This is a genomic window from Pseudomonas fluorescens Q2-87 (assembly GCF_000281895.1).
Taxonomy (GTDB): Bacteria; Pseudomonadota; Gammaproteobacteria; order Pseudomonadales; family Pseudomonadaceae; genus Aquipseudomonas; species Aquipseudomonas fluorescens_S.
The window spans coordinates 1,671,150-1,695,637 of record NZ_CM001558.1 but is presented as its reverse complement, the minus strand read 5'-3'; the positions used below and the strand labels follow the sequence as shown (position 1 = coordinate 1,695,637).

Annotated in this window: 26 protein-coding genes; 5 read left to right on the top strand and 21 right to left on the bottom strand. The window is 60.7% G+C overall.

Features of this window, described 5'->3' with window-relative positions; translation table 11 throughout:
* Positions 1-101 precede the first annotated feature (101 nt).
* Positions 102-1,766 (top strand): electron transfer flavoprotein-ubiquinone oxidoreductase, encoded by a 1,665-nt coding sequence (locus tag PFLQ2_RS19925; protein WP_003179444.1) that lies wholly within the window; start codon positions 102-104, stop codon positions 1,764-1,766.
* A 184-nt stretch (positions 1,767-1,950) separates the two neighbouring features.
* On the opposite strand, the gene PFLQ2_RS19930 is transcribed toward PFLQ2_RS19925, so the two are convergent.
* Positions 1,951-2,841: an AraC family transcriptional regulator gene (locus PFLQ2_RS19930; protein ID WP_003179443.1), complete on the bottom strand. Its 891-nt coding sequence runs from the start codon at positions 2,839-2,841 to the stop codon at positions 1,951-1,953.
* A gap of 182 nt (positions 2,842-3,023) precedes the next feature.
* Here PFLQ2_RS19930 and PFLQ2_RS19935 point away from each other — a divergent pair, with 182 nt between their 5' ends.
* The gene (locus tag PFLQ2_RS19935) at positions 3,024-4,076 is read left to right on the top strand and encodes an NAD(P)-dependent alcohol dehydrogenase (protein WP_003179442.1); all 1,053 of its coding nucleotides are present in this window, start codon (positions 3,024-3,026) and stop codon (positions 4,074-4,076) included.
* 6 nt (positions 4,077-4,082) lie between these two features.
* Here PFLQ2_RS19935 and PFLQ2_RS19940 read toward each other — a convergent pair whose 3' ends face one another.
* The 5 genes from PFLQ2_RS19940 to PFLQ2_RS19960 form a co-directional block, all read right to left on the bottom strand.
* A complete protein-coding gene (locus tag PFLQ2_RS19940) occupies positions 4,083-4,886 on the bottom strand; it encodes an IclR family transcriptional regulator (RefSeq protein ID WP_003179441.1) in 804 nt (267 codons plus the stop codon).
* A gap of 59 nt (positions 4,887-4,945) precedes the next feature.
* A complete protein-coding gene (locus PFLQ2_RS19945; RefSeq protein ID WP_003179440.1) occupies positions 4,946-6,256 on the bottom strand; it encodes an MFS transporter in 1,311 nt (436 codons plus the stop codon).
* 191 nt (positions 6,257-6,447) lie between these two features.
* Positions 6,448-7,596, bottom strand: coding sequence for a galactonate dehydratase (dgoD, locus tag PFLQ2_RS19950; RefSeq protein ID WP_003179439.1), 1,149 nt, complete (start codon positions 7,594-7,596; stop codon positions 6,448-6,450).
* Between the two features lie 48 nt (positions 7,597-7,644).
* Entirely contained in the window at positions 7,645-8,265 is a 621-nt protein-coding gene (locus tag PFLQ2_RS19955; RefSeq protein WP_003179438.1) for a 2-dehydro-3-deoxy-6-phosphogalactonate aldolase, read from the bottom strand.
* Positions 8,266-8,284: 19 nt separating this feature from the next.
* The gene (locus tag PFLQ2_RS19960) at positions 8,285-9,265 is read right to left on the bottom strand and encodes a 2-dehydro-3-deoxygalactonokinase (RefSeq protein WP_003179437.1); all 981 of its coding nucleotides are present in this window, start codon (positions 9,263-9,265) and stop codon (positions 8,285-8,287) included.
* A gap of 189 nt (positions 9,266-9,454) precedes the next feature.
* On the opposite strand from PFLQ2_RS19960, the gene PFLQ2_RS19965 reads away from it, so the two are divergent.
* Entirely contained in the window at positions 9,455-10,087 is a 633-nt protein-coding gene (locus PFLQ2_RS19965; RefSeq protein ID WP_003179436.1) for a glutathione S-transferase family protein, read from the top strand.
* A gap of 5 nt (positions 10,088-10,092) precedes the next feature.
* Here PFLQ2_RS19965 and PFLQ2_RS19970 read toward each other — a convergent pair whose 3' ends face one another.
* A complete protein-coding gene (locus PFLQ2_RS19970) occupies positions 10,093-10,575 on the bottom strand; it encodes a GNAT family N-acetyltransferase (protein ID WP_003179435.1) in 483 nt (160 codons plus the stop codon).
* Positions 10,576-10,753: 178 nt separating this feature from the next.
* Between PFLQ2_RS19970 and PFLQ2_RS19975 the strand changes: the two genes are divergently transcribed.
* Together PFLQ2_RS19975 and PFLQ2_RS19980 are read left to right on the top strand one after the other, a co-directional pair.
* Positions 10,754-11,098 carry a hypothetical protein gene (locus PFLQ2_RS19975; protein WP_003179434.1) on the top strand — a complete coding sequence of 115 codons (345 nt, stop codon included), beginning with the start codon at positions 10,754-10,756 and terminating at the stop codon, positions 11,096-11,098.
* Between the two features lie 32 nt (positions 11,099-11,130).
* Positions 11,131-11,511, top strand: coding sequence for a Rho termination factor N-terminal domain-containing protein (locus PFLQ2_RS19980; protein WP_003179433.1), 381 nt, complete (start codon positions 11,131-11,133; stop codon positions 11,509-11,511).
* A 110-nt stretch (positions 11,512-11,621) separates the two neighbouring features.
* Here the strand turns inward: PFLQ2_RS19980 and araH are convergent, their stop codons facing one another.
* The 14 genes from araH to tmk form a co-directional block, all read right to left on the bottom strand.
* Entirely contained in the window at positions 11,622-12,590 is a 969-nt protein-coding gene (gene araH / locus PFLQ2_RS19985; RefSeq protein WP_003179432.1) for an L-arabinose ABC transporter permease AraH, read from the bottom strand.
* A 10-nt stretch (positions 12,591-12,600) separates the two neighbouring features.
* Positions 12,601-14,145 (bottom strand): L-arabinose ABC transporter ATP-binding protein AraG, encoded by a 1,545-nt coding sequence (araG, locus tag PFLQ2_RS19990; RefSeq protein WP_003179431.1) that lies wholly within the window; start codon positions 14,143-14,145, stop codon positions 12,601-12,603.
* 75 nt (positions 14,146-14,220) lie between these two features.
* A complete protein-coding gene (locus PFLQ2_RS19995; protein WP_003179430.1) occupies positions 14,221-15,225 on the bottom strand; it encodes a substrate-binding domain-containing protein in 1,005 nt (334 codons plus the stop codon).
* 174 nt (positions 15,226-15,399) lie between these two features.
* The gene (locus PFLQ2_RS20000) at positions 15,400-16,218 is read right to left on the bottom strand and encodes an SDR family oxidoreductase (RefSeq protein ID WP_003179429.1); all 819 of its coding nucleotides are present in this window, start codon (positions 16,216-16,218) and stop codon (positions 15,400-15,402) included.
* A 236-nt stretch (positions 16,219-16,454) separates the two neighbouring features.
* A complete protein-coding gene (locus tag PFLQ2_RS20005) occupies positions 16,455-17,330 on the bottom strand; it encodes an SMP-30/gluconolactonase/LRE family protein (RefSeq protein WP_003179427.1) in 876 nt (291 codons plus the stop codon).
* Complete coding sequence (locus PFLQ2_RS20010) at positions 17,327-18,073, bottom strand: FadR/GntR family transcriptional regulator (protein ID WP_003179426.1); 747 nt, start codon at positions 18,071-18,073, stop codon at positions 17,327-17,329. The genes PFLQ2_RS20005 and PFLQ2_RS20010 overlap by 4 nt, the downstream gene beginning before the upstream one ends.
* Before the next feature lie 176 nt (positions 18,074-18,249).
* A complete protein-coding gene (locus PFLQ2_RS20015) occupies positions 18,250-18,810 on the bottom strand; it encodes a DUF1285 domain-containing protein (protein ID WP_003179424.1) in 561 nt (186 codons plus the stop codon).
* A 15-nt stretch (positions 18,811-18,825) separates the two neighbouring features.
* Positions 18,826-19,431 carry a DUF4823 domain-containing protein gene (locus tag PFLQ2_RS20020; RefSeq protein WP_003179422.1) on the bottom strand — a complete coding sequence of 202 codons (606 nt, stop codon included), beginning with the start codon at positions 19,429-19,431 and terminating at the stop codon, positions 18,826-18,828.
* A 119-nt stretch (positions 19,432-19,550) separates the two neighbouring features.
* Positions 19,551-20,519 (bottom strand): GTP 3',8-cyclase MoaA, encoded by a 969-nt coding sequence (locus PFLQ2_RS20025; RefSeq protein ID WP_003179420.1) that lies wholly within the window; start codon positions 20,517-20,519, stop codon positions 19,551-19,553.
* A gap of 138 nt (positions 20,520-20,657) precedes the next feature.
* Positions 20,658-21,296 (bottom strand): TetR/AcrR family transcriptional regulator, encoded by a 639-nt coding sequence (locus tag PFLQ2_RS20030; protein ID WP_003179418.1) that lies wholly within the window; start codon positions 21,294-21,296, stop codon positions 20,658-20,660.
* Between the two features lie 384 nt (positions 21,297-21,680).
* Positions 21,681-22,475: a TatD family hydrolase gene (locus tag PFLQ2_RS20035; RefSeq protein ID WP_003179416.1), complete on the bottom strand. Its 795-nt coding sequence runs from the start codon at positions 22,473-22,475 to the stop codon at positions 21,681-21,683.
* Between the two features lie 10 nt (positions 22,476-22,485).
* On the bottom strand, positions 22,486-22,842 hold the full coding sequence (locus tag PFLQ2_RS20040) for a PilZ domain-containing protein (protein ID WP_003179413.1): 357 nt from the start codon (positions 22,840-22,842) through the stop codon (positions 22,486-22,488).
* Positions 22,843-22,874: 32 nt separating this feature from the next.
* Entirely contained in the window at positions 22,875-23,861 is a 987-nt protein-coding gene (locus PFLQ2_RS20045) for a DNA polymerase III subunit delta' (RefSeq protein WP_003179412.1), read from the bottom strand.
* Positions 23,854-24,486, bottom strand: a complete 633-nt coding sequence (tmk, locus tag PFLQ2_RS20050; RefSeq protein ID WP_003179410.1) for a dTMP kinase — start codon at positions 24,484-24,486, stop codon at positions 23,854-23,856. The genes PFLQ2_RS20045 and tmk overlap by 8 nt, the downstream gene beginning before the upstream one ends.
* Positions 24,487-24,488 lie beyond the last annotated feature (2 nt).

Below are 24,488 nucleotides of genomic sequence, written 5' to 3'. Positions count from 1 at the left end.
TTTCATCCATTGTCGCTTTCGTCGCTTTCGCGAAGGAAACAACGGATGCAACGCCAAACCTCCAATTAGAAAAACTGTGAGCCTTGAGTAGGAGATAGCCTGTGGAACGCGAATACATGGAATTCGACGTGGTCATCGTCGGTGCCGGCCCCGCTGGCCTGTCTGCCGCTTGCCGACTGAAACAGAAGGCCGCCGAAGCCGGTAAGGAAATCAGCGTCTGCGTGGTCGAAAAAGGCTCCGAAGTCGGTGCGCATATCCTTTCCGGCGCGGTGTTCGAACCCCGTGCCCTGAACGAGCTGTTCCCGGACTGGAAAGAACTCGGCGCGCCCTTGAACACGCCCGTCAAGCGCGATGACATTTATGTCCTGAAAAGCCCCGAGACCGCGAGCAAAATCCCTGACTTCTTCGTGCCCAAGACCATGCACAACGAAGGCAACTATATTATTTCCCTGGGCAACCTGTGCCGCTGGCTGGCCCAGCAGGCCGAGAACCTGGGCGTGGAAATCTACCCTGGGTTTGCCGCCCAGGAAGCGCTGTTCGACGAAAATGGCGTGGTACGCGGCATTATCACCGGTGACTTGGGTGTCGACCGTGAAGGCCACCCAAAGGAAGGCCTCTACACCCCTGGCATGGAATTGCGCGCCAAATACACGCTGTTCGCCGAAGGCTGCCGTGGCCACATCGGCAAGCAACTGATCAAGCGCTTCAACCTGGACAGCGAAGCCGACGTCCAGCACTACGGCATCGGCCTGAAGGAAATCTGGGAAATCGACCCGGCCAAGCATCAGCCAGGCCTGGTGGTGCACACCGCTGGCTGGCCGCTGGACATCATGGGCACCGAAAACACCGGCGGCTCTTTCCTTTATCACTTGGAAAACAACCAAGTGGTGGTCGGCCTGATCGTTGACTTGTCCTACAGCAACACCTTCCTGTCGCCGTTCGACGAGTTCCAACGCCTCAAGCATCACCCAGTGCTCAAGCAGTACCTCGAAGGCGGCAAGCGCGTCAGCTACGGCGCCCGCGCCATCGCCAAGGGCGGCCTGAACTCGCTGCCGAAAATGGTCTTCAAGGGTGGCGCACTGATTGGTTGCGACCTCGGCACCCTGAACTTTGCCAAGATCAAGGGCAGCCACACCGCCATGAAATCCGGCATGCTCGCCGCCGATGCCGTGGCCGATGCGCTGTTCGCGGGCTCCGAAGGCGCTGAAGAACTGAACACCTACGTGGACGCCTTCAAGGCCAGCTGGCTGCATGAAGAGCTGTTCGCCAGCCGCAACTTCGGTGCTGCAATCCACAAGTACGGTGCCATTATCGGCGGCGGCTTCAACTGGCTCGACCAGAACATCTTCGGCGGCAAGCTGCCGTTCACCCTGCACGACAACAAGCCCGACTATGCCTGCCTGAAGCTGGCGGCCGATTGCAAAAAGATCGACTACCCGAAACCGGACGGCAAGCTCAGCTTCGACAAACTCAGCTCGGTGTTCATCTCCGGTACCAACCATGAAGAGGAACAGCCCTGCCACCTGAAGTTGACCGACCCGAGCATCCCGATCAGCAAGAACCTGCCGTTGTACGACGAACCGGCCCAACGCTACTGCCCGGCCGGCGTATACGAAGTGGTGACCAAGGAAGACGGCGAGAAGCGCTTCCAGATCAACGCCCAGAACTGTGTGCACTGCAAGACCTGCGACATCAAGGACCCTGCACAGAACATCACCTGGGTTTCGCCGGAAGGCGCCGGTGGGCCGACTTACCCGAACATGTAAGTCGACGCACTGAACATCAAGGCTCCCGCAATGGGGGCCTTTTTGTTGCCCGCAATCAGAGGAACATCACAGTCCAAATGTGGGAGCGGGCTTGCTCGCGAAAGCGGTGGGTCAGTCGACAAAAATGCCGGCAGATACACCGCTTTCGCGAGCAAGCCCGCTCCCACAAAGGATTTTCAGTGTATCAAGCTGCGCGCTCTTCCCCGGGATTACGCTCGAAGTAGCGTTTGTACTCCCGGCTGAACTGCGACGAGCTCTGATACCCCACCTGATGCGCGACCTGGGCCACGCCCAAGCCCTCGGTGAGCAGCAGCCGCTGGGCCTTGAGCAGGCGCAGCCGTTTCAGATACTGCACCGGCGACAGCAAGGTGCTGCGCTTGAAATGTTCATGAAAGGTCGAGGCGCTCATGTTCGCGCAACTGGCCAGCGTCTCGACGTTCAGCGGTTCGGTGAAGTGCGTATGCAAGTGGCTCAGGGCCGCAGCAATCCGAGCGAACTGCCCTTGCTGCTCCACCAGCGCCCGCAATACATCAGCCTGAGGCCCGCGCAAGGCGGCGAAGAGTAATTCGCGCAGTCGCGCCTGGCCCATGACCTGGCACTCCAGCGGGTCGTGCAAGCACTGCAACAGGCGCTCGACGCATCCGCGCATGGCGCCATCGAGCACGGCGCTGGTCATGGACTCCGGCGTCTGCGCCGCGAGGCTTCGCCCCGGCATCAACCCCATCGCCAGCACCAGCTCGCCCAACAGCGCCCGGTCGATCGAAACGGATATCCCAAGCAGCGGAGCATTGGGCATGGCATAGGTTTCGCACTCGAACGGCACCGGTAACGCCTGGATTAGGTAATGCCCAGCGCCGTACTCCAGCGTGCGCGGCCCCAGGTACGCCAGTTTGCTGCCCTGGGCAATGATCACCAGGCTCGGCTCGTAGAGCTGTGGGCCACGGGCAATGTCCTGGCTGCACCGCAGCACTTGCACGCCAGGCAGCCGTGTAGGAATAAAGCCGTCACGGGTCGCCAGGGGTTCGATCAGCGAAACCAGCGCCGCGTTGGCATCGAGATGACGGGTCAGCAACATGGGAAAAACTTCATGGATAAAGGGATGGGAACATCATCGCAGGTCTGGTACTCCATAGGATCAATCCACGACCAAGGTCGGAGGATTAGGCACGACACCCGTAGGAATCGCCATCGCCGAATGCCGCCATGGCTCCCAGAATAGATCGCCTCACCACTGTTCACTGTTTAGCGAGGTTCATTATGTACACCGCCATCGGATACGCCGCTCAATCGCCCACCGCGCCCCTCGCCCCCATGAAATTCGAGCGGCGCAGCCCACAGGCCGACGACGTGGCAATCGACATTCTCTACTGTGGCGTCTGCCACTCCGATATCCACCAGGCTCGCAACGAATGGGGCATCGCGGTCTACCCGCTGATGCCCGGCCACGAAATCGTAGGCAAGGTTACCGCCGTCGGTGCGAATGTCACCCGTTATAAGGTCGGTGACTTGGTGGGTGTTGGCTGCATGGTCGACTCCTGCCGCGAGTGCGAAGCTTGTCATGCTGACCTGGAGCAATACTGCTACCAGGGCATGACCCAGACCTATGCCAGCCCGGATCGTATCAGCGGCGGGCATACCATGGGCGGTTACTCCAACAGCATTGTAGTCAACGAGCACTTCGTGCTGCGCATCCCGGCCGCGCTCGATCCGGCCGGCGCCGCACCGATTCTCTGTGCCGGCATCACCACCTACTCCCCGCTCAAGCACTACGGCGTGAAAGCCGGCGACAAGGTCGGCGTGCTCGGCATGGGCGGCTTGGGCCATATGGGCATCAAGTTCGCCAAGGCGATGGGCGCTGAAGTAACGCTGTTCACTCGCTCGGCGAGCAAGGCGGAAGAAGCCCGTCGCCAGGGCGCCGACCATGTGATCGTGTCCACCGACGCCGAGCAGATGGCCGCTGCGGCCGGACGCTTCCACTTCCTGCTGGACACCATTCCGGTGCAGCACGACCTGAATCCCTACCTCAGTACCCTGCGGTTCGACGGTGTACACATCCTGGTGGGCCTGGTAGAGCCGATCGATCCGCCGGTCCATGCGGCCAATTTGATCATGGGCCGTCGCGTCCTGGCTGGTTCGTTGATCGGCGGTATCGCAGAAACCCAGGAAGTCCTGGACTTCTGTGCCGAACACAACATCAGTTGCGACATTGAAATGCTCGACATCCGCCAGATCAACGAGGCCTACAGCCGCATGATCGCCGGAGACGTGAAGTACCGCTTCGTCATCGACATGGCAACGCTCAAGGCCTGACCTTCGTCAGACCTTGGCGCCCAGTTCCGCCGAGAGCCGGGCTGTGACCCCTTTGACCAGGGGAATCAGCTCGGCCATTTTTTCCAGCGGCATGTAGGGTACGGTGCTAGCGATGCTGATACCGGCGACGATGCGCTTGCCGGCGTCGCGAATCGGCGCCGCCACACAGCGGATCGACGGTTCGTTGTCTTCCAGGTCGAAGGCATAGCCCCCCGCCACATACTCCACCATTCGTTGATGGAACTGTTCCCAGGATTGCTCTTGATGCTGGGGCCAGAACTGATTCTTCCCGCCGGCCGGCAGGCTGATTTCATACAATCTTTTCCACTGTTCTTGAGAGTCATCAAGCATCAGCGCCTTGCCGATTCCCGTGCGCGCCAATGGCATGCGGTGGCCCACCCGCGAGCGCATCTCTGGACCATTGCGCCCCGGATTCTTCAACAGATACAGCACCTCGTCGCCCTCGCGAATCGCCAGGTGAACGGTGTCTCCAGTCAGCACCGACAGCTCGTCCAGATACGGCCCTGCCAGGCTCACCAGCGGCAATTCTTCCCGGGCCTGGAAACCCAGCTCGATCAGCTTCGGCCCCAGCAGGTAACCCACTTGGGGCACCACGCGCAGGTAACGTTCGTCCACCAGGCAACTGGCGAGGCGATGGGTGGTGCTGCGGGTGGTGCCGATCAGCCGGGCGATTTCCTTCAAGTCACGGGCGCCGCTGGCAACTGCCTGCACCACACCCAGGCCACGCAACAATGTCTGGGTGCCTGTGGGCGCGGCGTCCCTGGTAATTTTTGGATCGTCTTGCTGCATAGCCGGCCTTCAACAGTGAGCGGGGAACGGGCGGCATTATGGTCGCCCGCCCCGTAGGACTACAACTCGATGCGCTCGACCTTCCCGACCAGCAGGATGTAGGAAAGCGCGCCACACAATGCCAGAACCGCGATATAGGTAATGGCCGGAGCAAACGAATCGCCACTGGCAAGGAAGCCGATCACGATCGGCGTGGCGATGGCCGCCAAGTTGCCGATGAGATTGAACACCCCGCCAGTCAGTCCAAGCAGCCGTGCTGGCGCCAGGGTCGACACCAGCGACCACGTGATCGACGCCAGGCCGTTGCCGAAGAATGCCAAGGCCAGGAAGGCGATGACCAACGGCGTCGACTCAACAAAATTGGCACCGATGATCGAGGTGGAAATCAACAACCCGCCAATGATCGGCAGCTTGCGCGCGAACCCAACGGTAGCGCCGCGACGGATCAGCCAGTCGGAGAAGAATCCGGAACACAACACGCCAACGAACGCCGCGAGAAATGGCAGCGATGCCAGCAAGCCGGACTTGATGAAATCCATGCCGCGATATTTCACCAGGTAAGTCGGGAACCACGTCAGGAAAAACCACAGCGTAGAGTTGAGGCAGAACTGCCCCAGGTAAATGCCCCACAACTTGCGTTGGGTCAGGACGATACCCAAGTCGGTCCAGCTGAATTTTGCCTTGGCCTTGGCCGTTTCGGCCTGGATATCCACCAGCCCGCCGCCCTCGCGGATCAGTTCGATTTCAGCGGCATTGGCGCCCTTGAAATCCCGTGGCTCGCGATACACCGCGTACCAGATCGCCGCCCAGATGATCCCCACCGCACCGGTCGCCACGAACACCATGTGCCAACCGAAGGCATGTTGCAGCCACGCCAATACCGGCGTCAGGAACGCCAGCCCGACAAACTGCCCGGACGTGTAGAACCCGATGGCCGTGGCCCGCTCGCGCTCGGGAAACCAAGTGGTGACCACGCGGCTGTTGATCGGATAAGCCGGCGCTTCCAGGGCACCGACGGCCATGCGCAGCACGAACAGCGCGATGAAACTGGCGGCGAAACCGAGCATCACCGTGGCCGCCGACCACAACAGCAACGCCACGCTGTAGAGAATGCGCGGGGGTACGCGGTCGACCAGCCAGCCGCCAGGGATTTGCATGGCGGCGTAGGTCCAGCCGAACGCCGAGAAGATCAGCCCGACGTGGATCGGATCGATGCCCAGGTCGCTGGTCAGCGCGGGAGCGGCGATCGACAGGTTGCTGCGGTCCAAGTAATTGATCACTACGGTAATGAACAGCAGGACCATGATGAAAAAACGCTTGCGGCTGGGCGTCACCAATGACGCCTGCGCGCTCAGGGGGTGCGCTTGCATGGGAGGTGCCTCTTTTTATGTTTATTGGGGGCGGAACGAACGAGCAGTCAAGTCGACAGCTGTGGCGAGGGAGCTTGCTCCCGCTGGGCTGCGCAGCAGCCCCCTGGATGTATGGGCTGACATCTCTGCGACCGCTGCGCAGTCGAGCGGGAGCAAGCTCCCTCGCCACGGGGACAGTGGTGTCTAGGCACTCACCACTCGGCAAAACTGCCATCGGCATGGCGCCAGATCGGGTTGCGCCAGCGATGGCCGATGGCCGCGCGTTCGATGACGTATTCCTCGTTGATCTCGATGCCCAGGCCCGGGCCGTTGGGGATTTTCACGAAGCCTTTGTCATAGTCGAACACCTGCGGATCCTTGATGTAGTCCAGCAGGTCGTTGCTCTCGTTGTAGTGGATACCCAGGCTCTGCTCCTGGATGAACGCGTTGTAGCAGACCGCATCCAGTTGCAGGCACGCCGCCAGGGCGATGGGGCCCAACGGACAGTGCAGCGCCAGCGCCACGTCATAGGCCTCGGCCATGTTGGCGATCTTGCGGGTTTCGGTGATGCCGCCGGCGTGGGACGCATCCGGTTGGATGATGTCGACGTAGCCTTCGCTGAGCACGCGCTTGAAATCCCAGCGGGAAAACAACCGCTCGCCCAGGGCGATCGGCGTGCTGGTCAGCGGCGCCAGTTCCTTGAGAGCCTCGTAGTTTTCGCTGAGCACCGGTTCCTCGATGAACATCAGCTTGTACGGGTCGAGTTCTTTCATCAGCACCTTGGCCATTGGCTTGTGCACGCGGCCGTGGAAGTCCACGCCGATGCCGACGTTCGGCCCGACCGCATCGCGTACCGCCGCGACGTTGGCCAGGGCCAGGTCGACTTTCTCGAAGGTGTCGAGAAACTGCAGCTCTTCGGTGCCATTCATCTTGACCGCCGTGAAGCCCCGCGCCACCGCCTCCTTCGCCGCTCGGGCGGTGTCTGCCGGGCGATCACCACCGATCCACGAATACACGCGAATCTTGTCGCGCACCTGGCCGCCGAGCAAATCGCTGACCGACACGCCCAGGGCCTTGCCCTTGATATCCCACAGCGCCTGATCGATACCGGCCAGGGCGCTCATGTGAATGGCACCGCCCCGGTAAAAGCCACCGCGATAAAGCACAGTCCAGATGTCTTCGATGTTGCGTGGGTCTTTGCCGATCAGGTAGTCGGACAATTCTTCAACGGCAGCCGCCACCGTGTGGGCACGGCCTTCAACCACAGGCTCGCCCCAACCGGTAACGCCCTCGTCGGTTTCAACCTTGAGGAAGCACCAGCGCGGTGGAACGATAAACGTGGTCAGTTTGGTGATTTTCATCTTGTTGTCTCTCTTGTCAGATGCAGCGCACGGGGCGCTGGAAAAGTCTTAGTTCAAGGCATTCCACGCGGCCACGTAGGCCTTGGCGCGCACCGCCACCTCCTCCGCCGTCAGCCCCGGCTTGAACAGCCCGGAACCGAGGCCGAACCCTTTGACGCCGGCCTCGACGAACACCGCCATGTTGTCCGGCGTAATCCCACCGACCGGCACCAGCACGGTCCCGGCCGGCAGCACCGCAAGCCAGGCCTTGACCACCGCCGGACCCATTTGCTCGGCCGGGAACATCTTCAACACATGGGCGCCTTCGGCCAGTGCGGCAAAGGCTTCGGTCGGCGTGGCGACGCCTGGCGACAGGTACAGCCCGGCCGCTTTCGCCGCCCGCAGGACCTTGGGGTCGCTGTGGGGCATGACGATCACTTGGCCACCGGCGGCCTTCACTTGTTCGACCTGCTCCGGCGTAAGCACGGTACCGGCACCGATCAGGCAATCGGCGGGCAAGGTGCTACGCAGGATGCGGATACTTTCGTACGGTTCGGGGGAATTGAGCGGTACTTCAATGACGCGAAATCCGGCGCTATACAGGACTTCACCGATGGCGGCCGCCTCTTCGGGACGCAAACCCCGCAGGATCGCGATCAGCCCGTTGTGCGCCAATGCTTGTGTGAGCATGTTCAGACCTCCAGTCAGGTTAAGAAGCGGTGGCGCCGAGCAGCCCGGCCGCCACGGCCAGTTGCCATAAGCCACGTTCGGTGGCCTGTTCGGCCAGGGTCACCCGGGCAAAACCGCAGGCGTCGAGGGCTCGTTGATAACGAGCGCAGAGTTGCGAATTGCCGATCAGCACCACCGTCGGCAAGTGGATGCGGTCACGGCGACGGCGCTGTACGGTGGCCAGCGCGGTCAGCTCATGGCCGATCAACAGCCCGGACAGATAGTCCGCCTGGGCGCTGGCAGGCAGTTCGCCCGTCAAGCCCAGGCTGCGGGCGCTGAACACGGTGGACAACGGGCCGATCTGGCCATCCACCGACAACGCCACCTGCACGCCGCGATCAAAGGCCGGGCCGTCGAACGTCGCGCCACGCTGTTGAGTGCGGCCGAGAATGCTGTGGTCGCTGAGCACGGCGAAGATCTCGCCGGTCATGAACGTATCGAAATGCGTGATGCAACCGTCGACCACTTCCACCCATTTCGAGTGGCTGCCCGGCAAGCCGATCAGTACGGCATCGCTCGGCAGGCTGTGCAAGGCGCCGAGCACCTGGGTCTCTTCGCCGCGCATCACATTGGGCAAGCGTGAGCGTTGGATCACTCCCGGCACGATGTGCACAACAACCCCGCGAAGACTGCGCACGGTTTGTAGGGAATGTCCGAGATTGGCGACGTTGGCGGGGGTATCGCAGTAAGGCGCTTCGCGCCAGCCCTGGGCGCTGCCGACCATGCCGCAGGCAATGACCGGCAAGCCGGGTTGGGCATCGAGCCAGTCGCCGCAGGCCTCGTCGAAGGCCAGTTCAAAACCGTCGGCGCATGCCTGGCCAGCCACGGTTCGCGGTCCGGACGGCAACTGCATGATCCCCGACGACAGCGCGCGCTGTTCGAGCACTTCGCCACCGGCCCCGAGTTTATAAGCCCGTAAAGAGGTAGTCCCCCAATCGAGCGCGATCAATTGCGCCTGCATCCGCTTCACCTGTTCTGTTTATTGGCAGTGAGTGAGACGGACTATAAACCTGGGCGAGGCGAAATCTCAATATATAAATATGCCTCCCATATATTGGGATTGCGAAATTTCAATAAAAAGCCAATCGCCATCCGCCCGGGAGCCTGCTACGTTTTTTGATCGGATGCCTTAACACTCAGGGAAAACGTGATGGGACAATTGCTGAAAATTCTCGGACGTACTTCGTCAATCAACGTCAGAAAGGTACTGTGGACGTGTCAGGAACTGGAAATTCCTTACGAACGCGAAGACTGGGGGATCGGCTTCAATTCGACTCATGATCCGGCGTTCCTGGCTTTGAACCCCAATGCCCAGGTCCCGGTGATCATCGATGAGAACGGCGTGCTCTGGGAATCGAATACCATCTGCCGCTACTTGGTAGGCAAGCATGGGCGCAGCGATTTATTGCCCGTCGAGCCGGCCGCCCGGGCACGGGTCGAACAATGGATGGATTGGCAGGCGACGGAACTCAACCCATCTTGGGGATATCCGTTTTACGCCCTGGTACGCAAGGATCCGGATTGCCAGGACCCACAGCGCATCGCCGCCGGAATCAAGGGCTGGAACGACAAGATGGGTTTGCTGGAGCAGCAATTGAATCGCACCGGGGCCTACGTGGCCGGCAAGGACTTCTCCCTCGCCGATGTGCTCATCGGCCTGTCCGTGCACCGCTGGCGCCAGACGCCCATGGAGCGTCCGGACTATCCGGCGGTGGCGGCCTATTGCGAGCGCCTCGAACAACGACCGGGGTTCGCCGAGTACGCGTGCGCTGCGCACTCGTGAGCCGCTCAGTTGCCTTGGGCGAAGTCCCGTAGCACCTTGCCGTCCATTCGGTAGCGCACCCATTCTTCCTGGGGTTGCGCGCCGAGGGATTTGTAGAACTCGATGGCCGGGGTGTTCCAGTCCAGCACGCTCCACTCGAAGCGACCGCAATCGTTGTCGCAGGCAACTTTTGCCAAGTGGCGCAGCAACGTCTTGCCCGCCCCGCCACCGCGCTGTTCCGGGGTGATGTACAAGTCTTCGAGGTACAGGCAATTGCTGCCCAGCCAAGTGGAATAACTGAAGAAAAACACCGCAAAACCAATCGGCACGCCGTCGCGCAGGCAGATCAGCCCATGGGCGGTCGCGCCTTCGCTGAACAGGCTGCGCTCGATGTCGGCCACACTGGCAATGACTTCGTGGCGGGCCTTTTCGTAATCGGCCAACTCGGTGATGAAGGCAAGGATTTGAGGCGCATCGCTGGGTTGCGCAGGACGGATTTCGATCGACATGAACAGGCCTTGTAGCCAATGGAAAGCACCATACTAAGCCGCCGGACGGCGCTCGTCACATTTCGCGGCAAATTTGACGACTTACACCCAAGCGTGCCATTCGTCGCCCCCAAGGCACCAACCTCAGACTGCAGCGACCCAAGATGAGGTAAGCATTTGGAAAAATGGAGGCGACACCATGATCACTTCAAGGCTGACTGCATTCACGTTCGCCGCGCTGCTGTCTTCAGTGGCTTTCGCGGCTTCCACTTCCGGCACCGGACCGACCGATCCGGTGCAGGCGCCTAATTCTCCAGCCACGCAAGGCCTGCCCAAGTTGAATACCGACGGCACCGGCGGCGGCCTGAACAATGGCCAGCCACCCGCCACCGGCACCGATCCGCGTGTGCAGGGTAATGACACAGGTCGTCAGGGTGGAATGAATACACCGGACTCTACGGCTCCGGATAATGCCGAGACTGGCACGGGCTCGAAGACCACTACCGGTGGTTCGGGTTCGGAAGGTGGCGCTGCCAGCCAGTAGCCTCTGCTCAGACACTTGAGGAGGAAAAATCCATGCCTCGTGGAAGCAAAGACAAATACACCGACAAGCAAAAGCGCAAGGCCGAGCACATCGAAGAGAGTTATGAGAACAAGGGTGTGTCGGAGAACGAAGCCGAGGCGCGGGCTTGGGCGACGGTGAACAAACAGTCCGGCGGCGGAGAACGCTCCGGCGGTTCAGGCAAGGAAAAACCGGCCACTGAAAAGAAAACCGACCGCAAGGAATCGGCCCGCCGCGCCGCCAAGTCCCGCGAAGGTCACCCACGCACCAGCAAAGCCTCCCATGAGGCCCAGACGGTGGATAACCTGATGAAAGAAGCCCGGGCGAAAAATATTCCTGGGCGGTCCAAGATGCGAAAACAGGAACTGGTCGAAGCGTTGCGCAAGGCCGGGTGATTTGTGGCGTCAGGGAAGACGCCTTCGCGAGCAGGCTCGCTCCCACAGGGATCATCGGTGTGCGACAGACCGGGCCGGCTCGTGATGAGCCGGTCCGGTGCAGGCAGGTTTCAGCGTTGTTTGAGGCGGTCGATCACCACCGCCAGCAGCAGGATCGAGCCGCGGATGACGTACTGGTAGAACGTGTCGATGTTCTTCAGGTTCATCGCGTTTTCGATGATCGCCAGGATCAACACCCCGGCGATGACGTGGCGGATCATGCCGATACCACCACTCAGCGACACCCCACCCAGCACGCAAGCCGAGATCACGGTCAGTTCGAAACCCTGGCCAATCATCGGTTGGCCCGAGGTCATGCGCGACGCCAGGATGACCCCAGCCAGCGCGCCAATCACGCCATGCACGGCAAAGATGATGATCTTGGTGCGATCAACGTTCACCCCTGCCAACAGCGCCGCTTCCTGGTTGCCACCGATGGCCATGGTGTTGCGCCCGTAGGTGGTGTAGTTCAGCAACCAGCCGAAAAACAGGAAGCAGACGATGGTGATCAGGATCGGCACCGGCACGCCGAACAATTGGCCGTTGCCGAAGACGAAGAACGATTCCTGCGACACGCCCACCGCTTTACCGTTGGCGAAAATATAAGCCAGGCCACGGACGATCTGCATCGTCGCCAGCGTGGTGATCAACGCATTGACCCGCAGCTTGGCGATGACGATGCCGTTGATCAGGCCGACGATCAGCCCCATCACCAGTGCCGCACTGACGCCCAGGAACACGCTGTTGGTGTCGCGCATCACCACCGCCGCGACGACACCGGCACAGGCAATCACCGAGCCGACCGACAGGTCGAAGTGCCCGGACGCCAGGCAATACAGCATGGTGCAGGCGGCGATGCCGGTGGTGGAAATGGCCAGGCCCAGGCCTCGCATGTTCAGCGGCGAGAGGAAGTTGTCAATCATCAACGTACAGAGCACGAAGATGCCGATGGCCGCCAGCAGCATGACCCAGTCGTCCAGGAAGCGGCGCATATCCAGGGGTTTGCGTGCCGTTGGCAGTGCATTGTTTTGAATGGTCATGATTTACCTCTCAGTTCGCCGCGTCGGCAACGCGTTGGCGCGGCAGCGCCAGTTGCAGCAGGTTGGATTCATTGGCCTGGTCGCGCGGCAGCTCGCCGCGCATGGCCCCTTCGCAAAGCACCAGGATCCGATCGGAAATGCCCATCACTTCCATCAGGTCGCTGGACACCACAATTACCGCGATGCCGTCGGCCGCCAGGTTGTGGATAATCTGGTAGATCTCGGCCTTGGCGCCGATGTCGATGCCACGGGTCGGTTCGTCCAGCAGCAGGACTTTCATCGGCATCGACAGCCAGCGACCCAGAATCGCCTTCTGCTGATTGCCGCCGGACAGGTACATGATTTTCTGCCCCGCTGTCGGGGTCTTCACTTTCAGCGACTTGATCTGTTTGTCGGCATTGCCCCGCTCCCAATCGCCGCGCAGCAGACAACCCAGGGTCGAATGGGACGGACGGGCGCTGATGTTGATGTTCTCGCCCACGCTGCCCAACGGGATGATGCCTTCCTTCTTGCGATCTTCCGGGCAGAGCAACACGCCAGCTGCGATGGCATCGCGCGGCGAACGCAATTTCAAATCCTTGCCGTGCAGGACAAGACCACCCTCGGTCTGGCGCTCCAGGCCACTGAGCAAGCGAAACAGCTCGGTACGACCGGCACCGACCAGCCCGAACAGCCCAAGGATTTCGCCCTTGTGCACCTGGAAACTTACCGGCTCACGCAAACCCGGCCCCAACAGGCCTTTGACCTGCAGCGCCACATCGCCGCGCTCCCGAGGACGGTAGTCATAGATGTCCTGGATATCGCGACCGACCATGCACGTGACCAACTGATCGTGCGTCAACTCGCTCATGTTCTCGAAGGTCCGGACATAACGGCCATCCTTGAACACGGTCACCGCGTTACAGATGCGGAAGACTTCTTCCATGCGGTGGCTGACGTAAAGCACCACTTTGCCCTCGTCCCGCAGGCGGGCGATGATCGCCATCAAGCGGTCGATTTCCCGTGCCGAAAGGCTGCTGGTGGGTTCGTCGAAGGCGATGACATGGGCACCACGGGACAGTGCCTTGGCAATTTCCACCAATTGGCGTTGGCCGAGGGACAGGCGACCAACTTTTTCCAAAGGATCGATTTCGTCGGCCAAGCCCTTGAGCAGCTTCAACGCCTGCTGACGCAGCAGGCCGCGATTGACCAGGCCGAAGCGTGCCGGCAAATGACCCAGGAACAGGTTTTCGGCGACGGTCATTTCCGGCACCAGGTGCAACTCCTGGTGGATCACCGCCACGCCGCTGGCAATGCTGTCGGCGGTCCCTTTGAACGCCATCGTCTGTTCGCCGATCTGCAAGTCGCCGCTGCTCGGCATGTAGGCGCCGCCGAGAATCTTCAGCAACGTGGACTTGCCCGCGCCGTTTTCGCCCATCAAGGCATGAACCTGCCCTGGATGCGCAACGAAACTGATATTGGCCAGGGCCTGCACGCCGGGAAAGCTCTTGCCGATCCCGTTGAATCGCAAGCTGCCGCCAATGTTGTGTTGCTGTGTCGCTGTTTGCGCTTGCATAACCACCTCGAACTTACAGAGATCAAGCGACCCCGCCACTCATGTGGCCAGGGCCGCTTTTGAATCAACCAGCCGTCAGTTCCACAGGCCGATTTTTTCCAGCTCTTGCTTGAAGTTCTCCCGGGTGATCAGCGTCACCTCGTCCATGGCAGTGTATTTAGGCGGTTCCTTGCCGGTGGTAATCCACTCGAACATCATTTCGGCGGTTTTGTAGCCTTCGATGTGCGGGCTTGGCAGCATCGAACCGAAGAAACCGCTGTTAGGCTTTTTCAGTTCGCCGATGGCGTCGGTGCCGTTGATACCGATACCGATCACGTTGGCCGCCTTGAACCCGGCGGCTTCGGTGGCGCGTACGCCGCCCAGCACGGTGTTGTCGTTCATGCCGCCGATGATCAGGTTTTTCGCAGCGCTAGGCAGTTTCACCAGGGCCGAGTTGGTGGAGTCCATGCTGCCGGGTACGTCCAGCGTCTTGAGTGCGGTAAAGAGAATGTGATCGTCCGGCATCCCGGCCTTCTTCAGGGCATCGACCGAGCCGTCGGTGCGCTTCTTGCCGGTGTCCAGTTCGTTGAAGGTGTTGATCACCGCGTAGGTTTCTTTCCAATCCCAATTACGCTTTTTCGCTTCAGCGGCCATCGCTGCGCCCTGCTTCTGGCCCACCTCGAATGCGGCCATGCCCAGGTACGGCACGTCTTCCATGAACTTGCCGCTGGCATCGACGAATCGGTCGTCCACGGCAATGACCTTGAGGTCGTTGAGCTTGGCCTTGGCCATGATGGCCGGGCCGAGGGACACGTCTGGCGGGCAGATCACGAAGCCCTTGGCGCCATTCGCGGCGAGGCTGTCGATGGCCGAGAGGGTTTTCTCGCCATCAGGCACCGCGATCTTGATCAGCTCGAAGCCCTTGTCCTTGCTCGCCTTCTCGGCGAACGCCCATTCGGTCTGGAACCAGGGTTCTTCGGCCTGTTTGACCAGGAAACCGATTTTTACCGGATCAGCCGCCAGCAAGCTGCTGCTGAGGCTGACTGCGGTTACCGCCAGGGCGGCGCGGCACAGGGAACGGATCCCACGACGATGATTCATAGTTGACTCCTTGTTTTTTTTATTGAAAGCCAAACGTCCAGGGATCTGCTCCACCATCGGTGGAAAAGCGCAGGCTGGGCGGTTACATCAAGTTGCTACACAGCATAGGCCTGAATAGTCATATCGTATGATGATTGAATGACAGGCGAGTTTCCGACTGCAATTCGGAAATATTCAGTCGTGGTACATGACCGAACGTCCCCCATCGATGGTGATGCATGAGGCATTGATAAAGGGTGCTTCGTCACTGGCCAGGAACACGGCCGTCATGGCCACTTCGATCGGTTGCCCGATACGGCGTGGCGGATGCAGGTCCAGTGCACGTTGGCGTTCGGCTCGGGGGTCGGCAAAGCCGTTCCAGTAGTCGAGGTTCAGTTGGGTTTCGATGTAGCCCGGTGCGATGGCGTTGACGCGAACCCCTTTGGGCGCGTATTCGATGCCAAGGGCGCGGGTCAGGCCCAGCAGGCCGTGTTTGGCCACCGGGTAAGGGAAACAGCCGGGAATGATGTGGGACGAGTGGGTGGAAGCGATGTTGATGATGCTGCCCACGCCCTGCTCGATCATCTGCGGCAATACCGCCTTGCAGCCGTACCAGGCGCCATCCAGGTCGATGGCGAAGCAGCGGCGCCAATCTTCCTCGGTCATTTCCAGCGGATCGCGGAAGACGTTCACACCCGCGCAGTTCACCAGCACATCGATACGACCGTACAGTTCGACGGCACGACGGGCCATGGCCTGCAAATCCTGCTGTTTCGACACATCGGCTTTGAGCGCTTGCACATCCGTCCCGCGCGCTCGCCATTGGGCGGCCAGGGCCTCGACCTTCTCGGCCTGAATGTCGCTGATCACCAGGCGAGCCTGTTGCGAAGCGAACGCCGCGACAATTGCCTCGCCGATGCCTTGCGCGGCTCCCGTGAGCAGCACGACCTTGCCCTTCAGCCGTTCGCCCTTTGGCGGCTCCGGCACAGGTGGCAGGACAAGCGGCTCAGCCATGGCTCAAGGCTCCTGCGCCCAGGCACGACAAAAACCGGGCATCCATCGATGACCGGCCCAAAGGCGCTTGAAGAAGCAGTGGCTCGCGTACGCCGCTGGGGCGTACGGGGGAAGATCGTTGCATCGCTTCACCTGTTTTGTTTTTTTAGTGTGAGTGCGTATTGCTGATGGAGCCGACTATAAACCCGGCCACCAAATAATCTCAATATATATATTTACATCCCATATTTTGGGATTCAGCCAGCAAACCTCGTGCAGGCCACTCCCGGCACATCCACCCGCATGGACAGGACCGCGCCGTCCAGCGGATGACCCAACGGACTGGCCGCCGTGGTGATGTACAGCGTCTTGAGGTCATGCCCTCCGAACACGCAACTGGTGGGGCGACTGACCGGCAACTCGATCACCCGATCGACATGGCCGTCCGGATGCAACCGCAGCAAGCAACTGCCGTCCCAACGTGCATTCCAGACATAACCCCGCGCATCCATTGCCGAGCCGTCCGGCCCGCCCCGCGGGTGGGGGCCGAACCAGACTTCGGCAGGCGCCAGGTTGCCTTCCGGATAGATAAAGTGCCGATACAGCGTGCCGTCGAGGCTTTCGCCGAAATACACCGTGGTGCCATCGGGGCTCCAGAGCAAGGTGTTGGGGATGCCCAGCCCGCGCAGCAATGGCATGACCCGTCCATCCGCGCTGACGCGAAACAGCCCACCGGACCGCCGCTCGATGGGCAAATCCTCGCCCTCTTCACCTATATTGTTCTGCATGGTGCCGAGCCAGAGTTGGCCCAAGGCATCGCAACGGGCTTCGTTGGCGCGGTTGCCTGGCTGGGGATCGGCCATGCACAGCAGCGTCAACCTCGGTTCCAGGCCTGGCGAATCGAGGTCCAGCCGGTACACGCCACTGCTCAGGGTCACCAGCGCGTCACCACTTTGGGTGGGTATGAACGCGGACACATGCTCGGGCATCTGCCAGATCTGAACGTTGGCGCCGATCAGCCGCAACGCCTGCTTGCCGGCGATATCGACCCAATACAATGCCTGGGTCGGCTCATCCCAGAAGGGCCCTTCGCCCAGTTGCGCCCGATGCTCGGTAAGTGCCGTCCACTTCATTGAAATCTCCCGTTCCCGGTGTGCCCGGTGTTCTCGGTTCGACCGGCCATGACATTGGGGTAAAAGCGCTTGATGGCCAGGTCAGCGTTATCGATCAGGGTCATGCAGGCCCAGACGCCCCGCGCCGCATCGCGGGCGGCGATGGCCTCGGCGATATCCTTATGGATGGGCAAGGTACGGCGCAGTTCATCCGGGTCGGCGGCCGACACCTCGAATGACACGGCAAGCAACGCCCCCAGGGCCGGGACCATCTGTTCTATGAATTGATTGTGGCTGGCGGCCAGGATGCATTCGTGGAAAAACTGGTCGGCGCGGTTGTAATCAGAACCGCTGTCCACGGCCCGCTCCAGTGCATGGTAGGCCAGGCGGATCGCCTGAACCTGATCGGCGGTGGCCCGTTCGCAGGCCCAACGTACCGCCATCGGCTCGATGGTACGACGCAGGTCCAGCAGGTCATCGACGAAGTTTTCCGGCAGGCCGCTGCGTGACAGCCAGCCAACCACTTGCGGGTCGAACAGGTTCCAGCGCCGCACCGGCAGTACCCGCGTGCCGACTTTCGGCCCGACTTCGAGCATGCCTTTGGCCACCAGCGTCTTGATCGCCTCACGAATGACGGTACGGCTGACGCCCAGTTGCTGGCCCAGGTCTGCCTCGACCTTGATGGTCTGCCCAGGCTTGACCTCGCCGGCAGCTATCCAGCCACCCAGCCAATCGACGGTCGATGCATGAAAACTGCTGGACATGAAAACCCCGTGGGCCACGCATGATGGTGACCCACGCTAATGATCATATGATTGGCTGTCAATTTGAATTTTGCGTAAACCGCCTGTGGAGCGAGCTTGCTCGCGATAGCGGTGGGTCAGTTGAGAAGATATTAGATGTGCCAGTGCCTTCGCGAGCAAGCCGGCTCCCACAAGAGTTACGGTTCCAGGCCTATGGGAAAGAACACGCCGCCGCTCCAGACCCCAAGCCAGCGTTGCCCATCGATCTCGCGACTGACCGCCAGCTCCACCAGTTGGTAGAACACGTTGCGATGAATCAATGCTTCGAGATTGCTGCGCACGTGCACGTAGGGGGCAGGTTCCTGGGTTTGAGGGTCGATCATCACCCGCATCGGATGCTCGGCACCGGCCTCAGTGGTTTCGTCGACATTGGTGGTGAAGCGCAGCAATTGCCCGTCGCCCTCACCTTCGACCTCCAGGGTCACGGCCACGAATGGCGCGTCGTCGACCTTGATGCCGACTTTTTCTACTGGGGTAATCAGGAAATAATCATCGCCGTCGCGGCGGATGATGGTGGAGAACAGCTTGACCATCGGCTTGCGCCCGATGGGCGTACCCAGGTAGTACCAGGTCCCGTCCCGGGCGATGCGCATGTCGATGTCGCCGCAGAAGTCGGGATTCCACAAGTGGACCGGCGGCAGGCCTTTGGTCTTGGGGATCTGCCCCAACAAATCATTGGCTTTTTGCGGTCCGCTCATGGTGACTCCTGGTCATTACTCGTCGCTCATCCCCAACAGGCTGCGGGCGTATTCACGCAACGGCGTGGCAATGAGGTCTTGTGGTTGCTTGTCGTGCAGTGTCAGTAAACCGCCACGACTCTTGATGCGTGCAGTATCAATCAAATACTGGGTGCTGGTCTCGATCAACATGATTTGAATCACGCTGGTGTCGACACCCAGGCGATCCACGGCTTCCTCATCCAGCCATTCATCTGTGTTGCCGATGCGGTTATCTGCCTTGGCGAAGCGGGTATAGAGCAAATAGTGGGCACCGGCGGCGCGGGCCTCGCCCATGGCCTCATCCAGGCCTTCGGGCCCACGGGCACGACGGACCATGGGGAAATACTCAATGAAACCGTTGAAAGCCTCTTCGGCCACGACATTCGGACGCGGATAGGCGCTGCCAGGCGGCGCGAATGCACCTTGGGCAATGTAAATGAACGAGTCCGGCTGAATGCGCAAATTGTTCACACGACGGCTGTCGCTGTGGTCGAGCAGGCCGGCGTCGCTCATGTGATAACGAACCCCCTCCCCCATGTCGCTGACATTCATGCAACCGCCAAGCACCAAAACGGCCAGCAGCAAAACCAGGCTACGCATCCTACCCTCCAGAAACCGGTGTCGGAAAACCGGCGAATGGTCGTGGGATGCAGCTTTTGCGCCAGCTCATGGAACAGGTGTGTTTCAGCCTTGAATCACAGGCTGACCCGGGAGTTTGATCAGCCGCCGATGATTTTCATGATGGTCGCACCGCCAGAAAACGCCACCTCCTGCTTGTCTCCCAATGCCTTCACCAGCAAGCGCTGGAGCGCAGGCAACGCCTGGTGACGGGGCTTGTCCAGCAGGTCGCCGACGAAGTGACGGTTGCTCGACGAGAGGCAGCCATGCAGCCAACCCGTAGAAGACAACCGCAGCCGCGAGCAGGTACGGCAGAACGGCACGCTTTCGTTGGCGATCACACCGAAGTAGCCTAATCCGGGAATCTCATAGCGCACGGCGGTGGCATCCACCGGTGCATCGGCTTGCAGGTACTCGTATTGATCGCCGATCAGGCTGAGCAGTTGCTGGAGGCTGACAAACTGCTGCAAAAAAGCGTTGGAATCAGAAGCCAGGTGCCCCATGCGCATTAATTCGATGAAACGCAGTTCATAGCCACGTTCCAGGCAATACTCGAGCAAGGGCATTACCTGATCCAGATTCTGTCCACGCAACGGCACCATGTTGACCTTGATCTTCATCCCCGCCGCCCGGGCCTGCTCCATGCCATCGAGCACGGTCGCCAGGTCGCCACCGCGGGCGATACTGCGAAACGCGGCAGGGTCCAGGGTATCGAGGGACACGTTGATGCGACGGATACCGGCGTCCACCAGCAAGGGCAGCTTTTTCGCCAGCAATTGGCCATTGGTGGTCAGGCTGATGTCCTCCAGGCCCATCCGCCCCACTGCCGTCATGAAACGTTCGAGCTTGGGGCTGACCAGCGGCTCGCCGCCAGTGATGCGCAGCCGTTCGATACCGGCGGCTTCGATCAGGTACGCCACGCCCCGCGCCATCGCCTCGGCCGACAATTCGTCCTGCGCAGCCACCAGCCGCTTGCCGTCAGGCACGCAGTAGGTACAAGCGTAGTTGCAGGCAGAAGTCAGGCTGATCCGCAAATTGCGAAAACGCCTGCCTTGACGGTCAACGATCATGGATCACTCCGGCGAAAGAAGAATCGGGCCTACGAAACTTGACCTGAAACTCAAGTTTTCGCAAGACCCAAGCCTGAGTATATTCCTGGGGCACTGCGCCATGTAAGCGGACATGGCGCAATAAGACATCTGAATGACTCAGCTGCTCGGAACATCGGTGTCGCGCTTGCGCTTGTTGCCCATGCGCACACCGATGTCCATCAGGAATTGGAAGAACCCTTCCTGATCTTCCAATACATTGCTCCAGAACGGCGAGTGGTATAGCGCCACCGCGCCGTGCACCAGCGCCCAGGCAGCGCAGTAATGGAAATACGGTGGCACGTCCTCGAGCTTGCCTTCGCTGATCCGGCCCTTGATCAATAGCGTCAGGCGCTCGAAGTTCGAGGCACGGATCCGGTGCAGCTCCTCGACCATCTCCGGCACCTGGTTGCCCTTGACCACTTTTTCTTCCAGGCGGTCAAACAAGCGGTAACGCTGGGGGTCGCGCATGCGGAACTCAAAGTAGGCCCGGGACAGGGCCTCCTTGTCCTTGTCCACATCGGCCGAATGCAGCAGCTCGTTCAAATCGCGCTCGTAATCGAGCATCAGGCGCAGGTAGATCTCGGCCTTGGACTTGAAGTGTTTATAAATCGTGCCTTTGCCGATACCCACGGCATCCGCAATCATCTCGACGGTGACGCTGTCTTCACCCTGATCGAGGAACAACTTGAGCGCGGTGTCGAGAATTTCCTGCTCGCGGCGACGAAACTCACGGACCTTACGGGGTTCTTTGTGCATAAGAAAAAGGTCTGAAGGGTCAAAATTCGAAGCCGGGTATTATGCCTAACTTACGCAAAAATGCACGGATCATCCGTTCTCGACCACAGTTCTTCACAAAACCGTACAGGTCGCGCTGCACGCTTGCGAGGCCGAAACGCCGCCCCGGCACGCCCTGGCTATGGTGAGAACTTATCCGAAGCGAGCGTATTCCAAATTTGTTTAAAAACCACCCCGGCCAGACTGGACGCGCCCGCATACTGATCAATACTTGAACTGTCGGCGCGACATCTCCCCCAAGTGACGCGCCGATAAAGGTACCAACGGACCGCGTGCCTTTGTTTTACTCCTAATGGTCTTAACCCGGATTCACCCCCCAGAACCCGGGTTTTTTTTGCGCGAAATTCAGCCCTGCGCTGGCCGGACGTGGGCCAGTGGAAACAATTGCTTAAAATTTTCCGTCGTCTGTTCCGCGAAGCGCTCATAGGACTCGCCGCGCAGCATCGCCAGGAATTCGGCCACTTCCCGAACGTATTGCGGAAGGTTGGGTTTGCCGCGATACGGAATCGGTGCCAGGTACGGCGAGTCGGTTTCCACCAACAGGCGATCGGCCGGCACTTTACTGGCGACGTCACGCAAGGCGTCGGCGTTGCGAAACGTCACAATGCCCGACAGCGAGATGTAATAGCCCATGTCCAGCGCAGCCTTGGCCATGTCCCAATCCTCGGTGAAGCAATGCAGCACACCGGCCTGGGGCAACGCGGCGTCGCGCAGCAAGGCCAGCGTATCGGCCTGGGCGCCGCGGGTGTGGATAATCACCGGTTTGCCCGTCTGCTGCGCCGCCTCCAGGTGCAACCGGAACGACGCCTGTTGTACTTGCGCAGCTTCCGGTTCGTAGTGATAGTCCAGGCCGGTTTCGCCAATGGCGACCACCCGAGGATGATCCAGCTCGCGCAGCAGCCAATCGAGCGCCGGCGCGGCATCGGCCTTGACGTCCAGCGGGTGGATGCCGACCGAGCAATCGACATCGGCGTAACGCTCGGCCAGCGCCTTGACGTCGGCTGCGTTGTCGGCGCTGACGCCGATGCACAGGAAGTGCCCGACACCGCGTTGGCGGGCCGCGTCCAGCGCAGCATCCAGGGAGCCGTCATGGACGGAAAGATCGAGACGGTCGAGATGACAATGGGAATCTACAAGCATAAAAGGTTGGCTACATCGTATGAGTGGGACGGTCGGACTTCAGCGAGCCGGCCAAGTGGGTTTCAATCTGATTGCGGGCCGAATTGTCACCGTCGTTGAACTGCACGCCAACGCCGGCGGCCCGATTGCCCTGGGCACCCTTGGGAGTTATCCAGATGACCTTGCCGGCGACAGGAATTTTCTCCGGTTCATCCATCAGGTTCAACAGCATGAACACCTCATCACCCAAGCGATAATTCTTGTTGGTGGGGATGAACAGGCCGCCATTCCTGATGAAGGGCATGTAGGCGGCATAGAGCACCGAGCTGTCCTTGATGGTCAGGGACAGGATGCCATTGCGTGGCCCGGGACTGACAGGTTCGTTCATGCTGATCTCCGCTGCGATTGAGCTGAGTCTAGTCAGTTTCGACCAGGCAATCCCGCCCATTGCACCAACAGCGCCTCGAGTAACAGCACGCGGTTGAGGTTCGCCTTGCCCAGCACCTTCTGACGTTGGGCAAGGATCCAGTCCTGGATGTTCAAGATTTTATCCTGGCTGCTTTTTTGCGCCAGGTACTGGATCACCTTGCGCATGTCCGTCAAACCCAGGCCCGCGTCGTCTTCGGTCAGTTGATAACGCAGGATCAGGCTCGACCAGTCGCAGAACCAGTCGAACAGCAACAGCAGCGGTATAGCGTTCCAGCCCTCGGCCAGTTGCGTGGGGGATTGTTGTTGCTTGAGCAGTTTTTTTACACCGTCCACCACCAGCGCCCGCTGCTCTCGCACGCCCTGGGCCTGGAGACTGACCGCCGCCAGGGGCGAGCCGGCCGCCAGGGTCAGCAGCTCGACACGTTCTTCATCGGTGCTGTCGGGCAAGGCCTGGGCCAGCCATTGCAGGCTCATCGCCTCGCTCGGCAACGGGCAGGCCTGCTGCACGCAACGACTCTTGATGGTCGGCAGCAAGCGGCTCGGCTGATGACTGACCAGCAACAGCACGGTATCGCCGGAAGGTTCCTCAAGGCTCTTGAGCAGGGCGTTGGCGGCGTTGATGTTCATCGACTCGACAGGCTCGATCAGCACCACCTTGCGTCCGCCCATCTGCGAGGTCTGGACCACGAAGCTGACCAGATCACGGACTTGGTCGACCTTGATCGCCTTATCCGCTTCCTCCGGTTCCAGCACGTAATTGTCGGGATGGCTGCCAGCCTTGAGCAACAGGCAGGACTTGCATTCGCCGCACGCATTCGAAGGCCCTGGGCGCTGGCACAGCAGGCTGGCCATCAGGCGCTCGGCCAGTGCCCGCTTGCCGATACCGATCGGGCCATGCAGCAGATAGGCATGGGCATGCTGGGCTCGACCGGCCAGCTGCTGCCACAGGCCGTCCTGCCAGGGATAGGCTTCAGCCACGGGCACGCTCCAACAAACGCGGCAGCAAGCCATCCAGGGACTGCTGGACCTGGGTCAACGATTGCGCCGCATCGATCAGCAGGTAACGCGCCGGATCGGCCTTGGCGCGCCCCAGGAAGGCATCGCGCACCGCATTGAAGAACGCCTGGCCTTCAAGCTCGAAACGATCGAGCCGACCTCGGGCGCTGGCGCGGGCCAGGCCGATTTCCACCGGCAAGTCGAACACCAGGGTCAGGTCTGGTCGCAGGTCCCCCTGGACGAAGGATTCCAGTACGGCGATGCGCTCCAGGGACAAGCCCCGGCCACCGCCCTGATAAGCATAAGTCGAATCGGTAAAACGATCGCAGAGCACCACGGCGCCACGGGCCAGCGCCGGGCGAATCACCTCGGCCAGGTGCTGCGCCCGCGCAGCGAACACCAGCAACAGCTCGGTGTCGGGGTTCATCACTTCCTCAACGGGCGCGAGCAACACTTCGCGGATCCGCTCGGCCAGCGGCGTACCGCCCGGCTCGCGGGTCAGCACCACCTCGATGCCGGCCGCTCGCAGGCGCTCTGCCAGGTATTCGCGATTGGTGCTCTTGCCCGCGCCTTCGGGGCCTTCCAGCGTAATAAACAAGCCAGTCACGG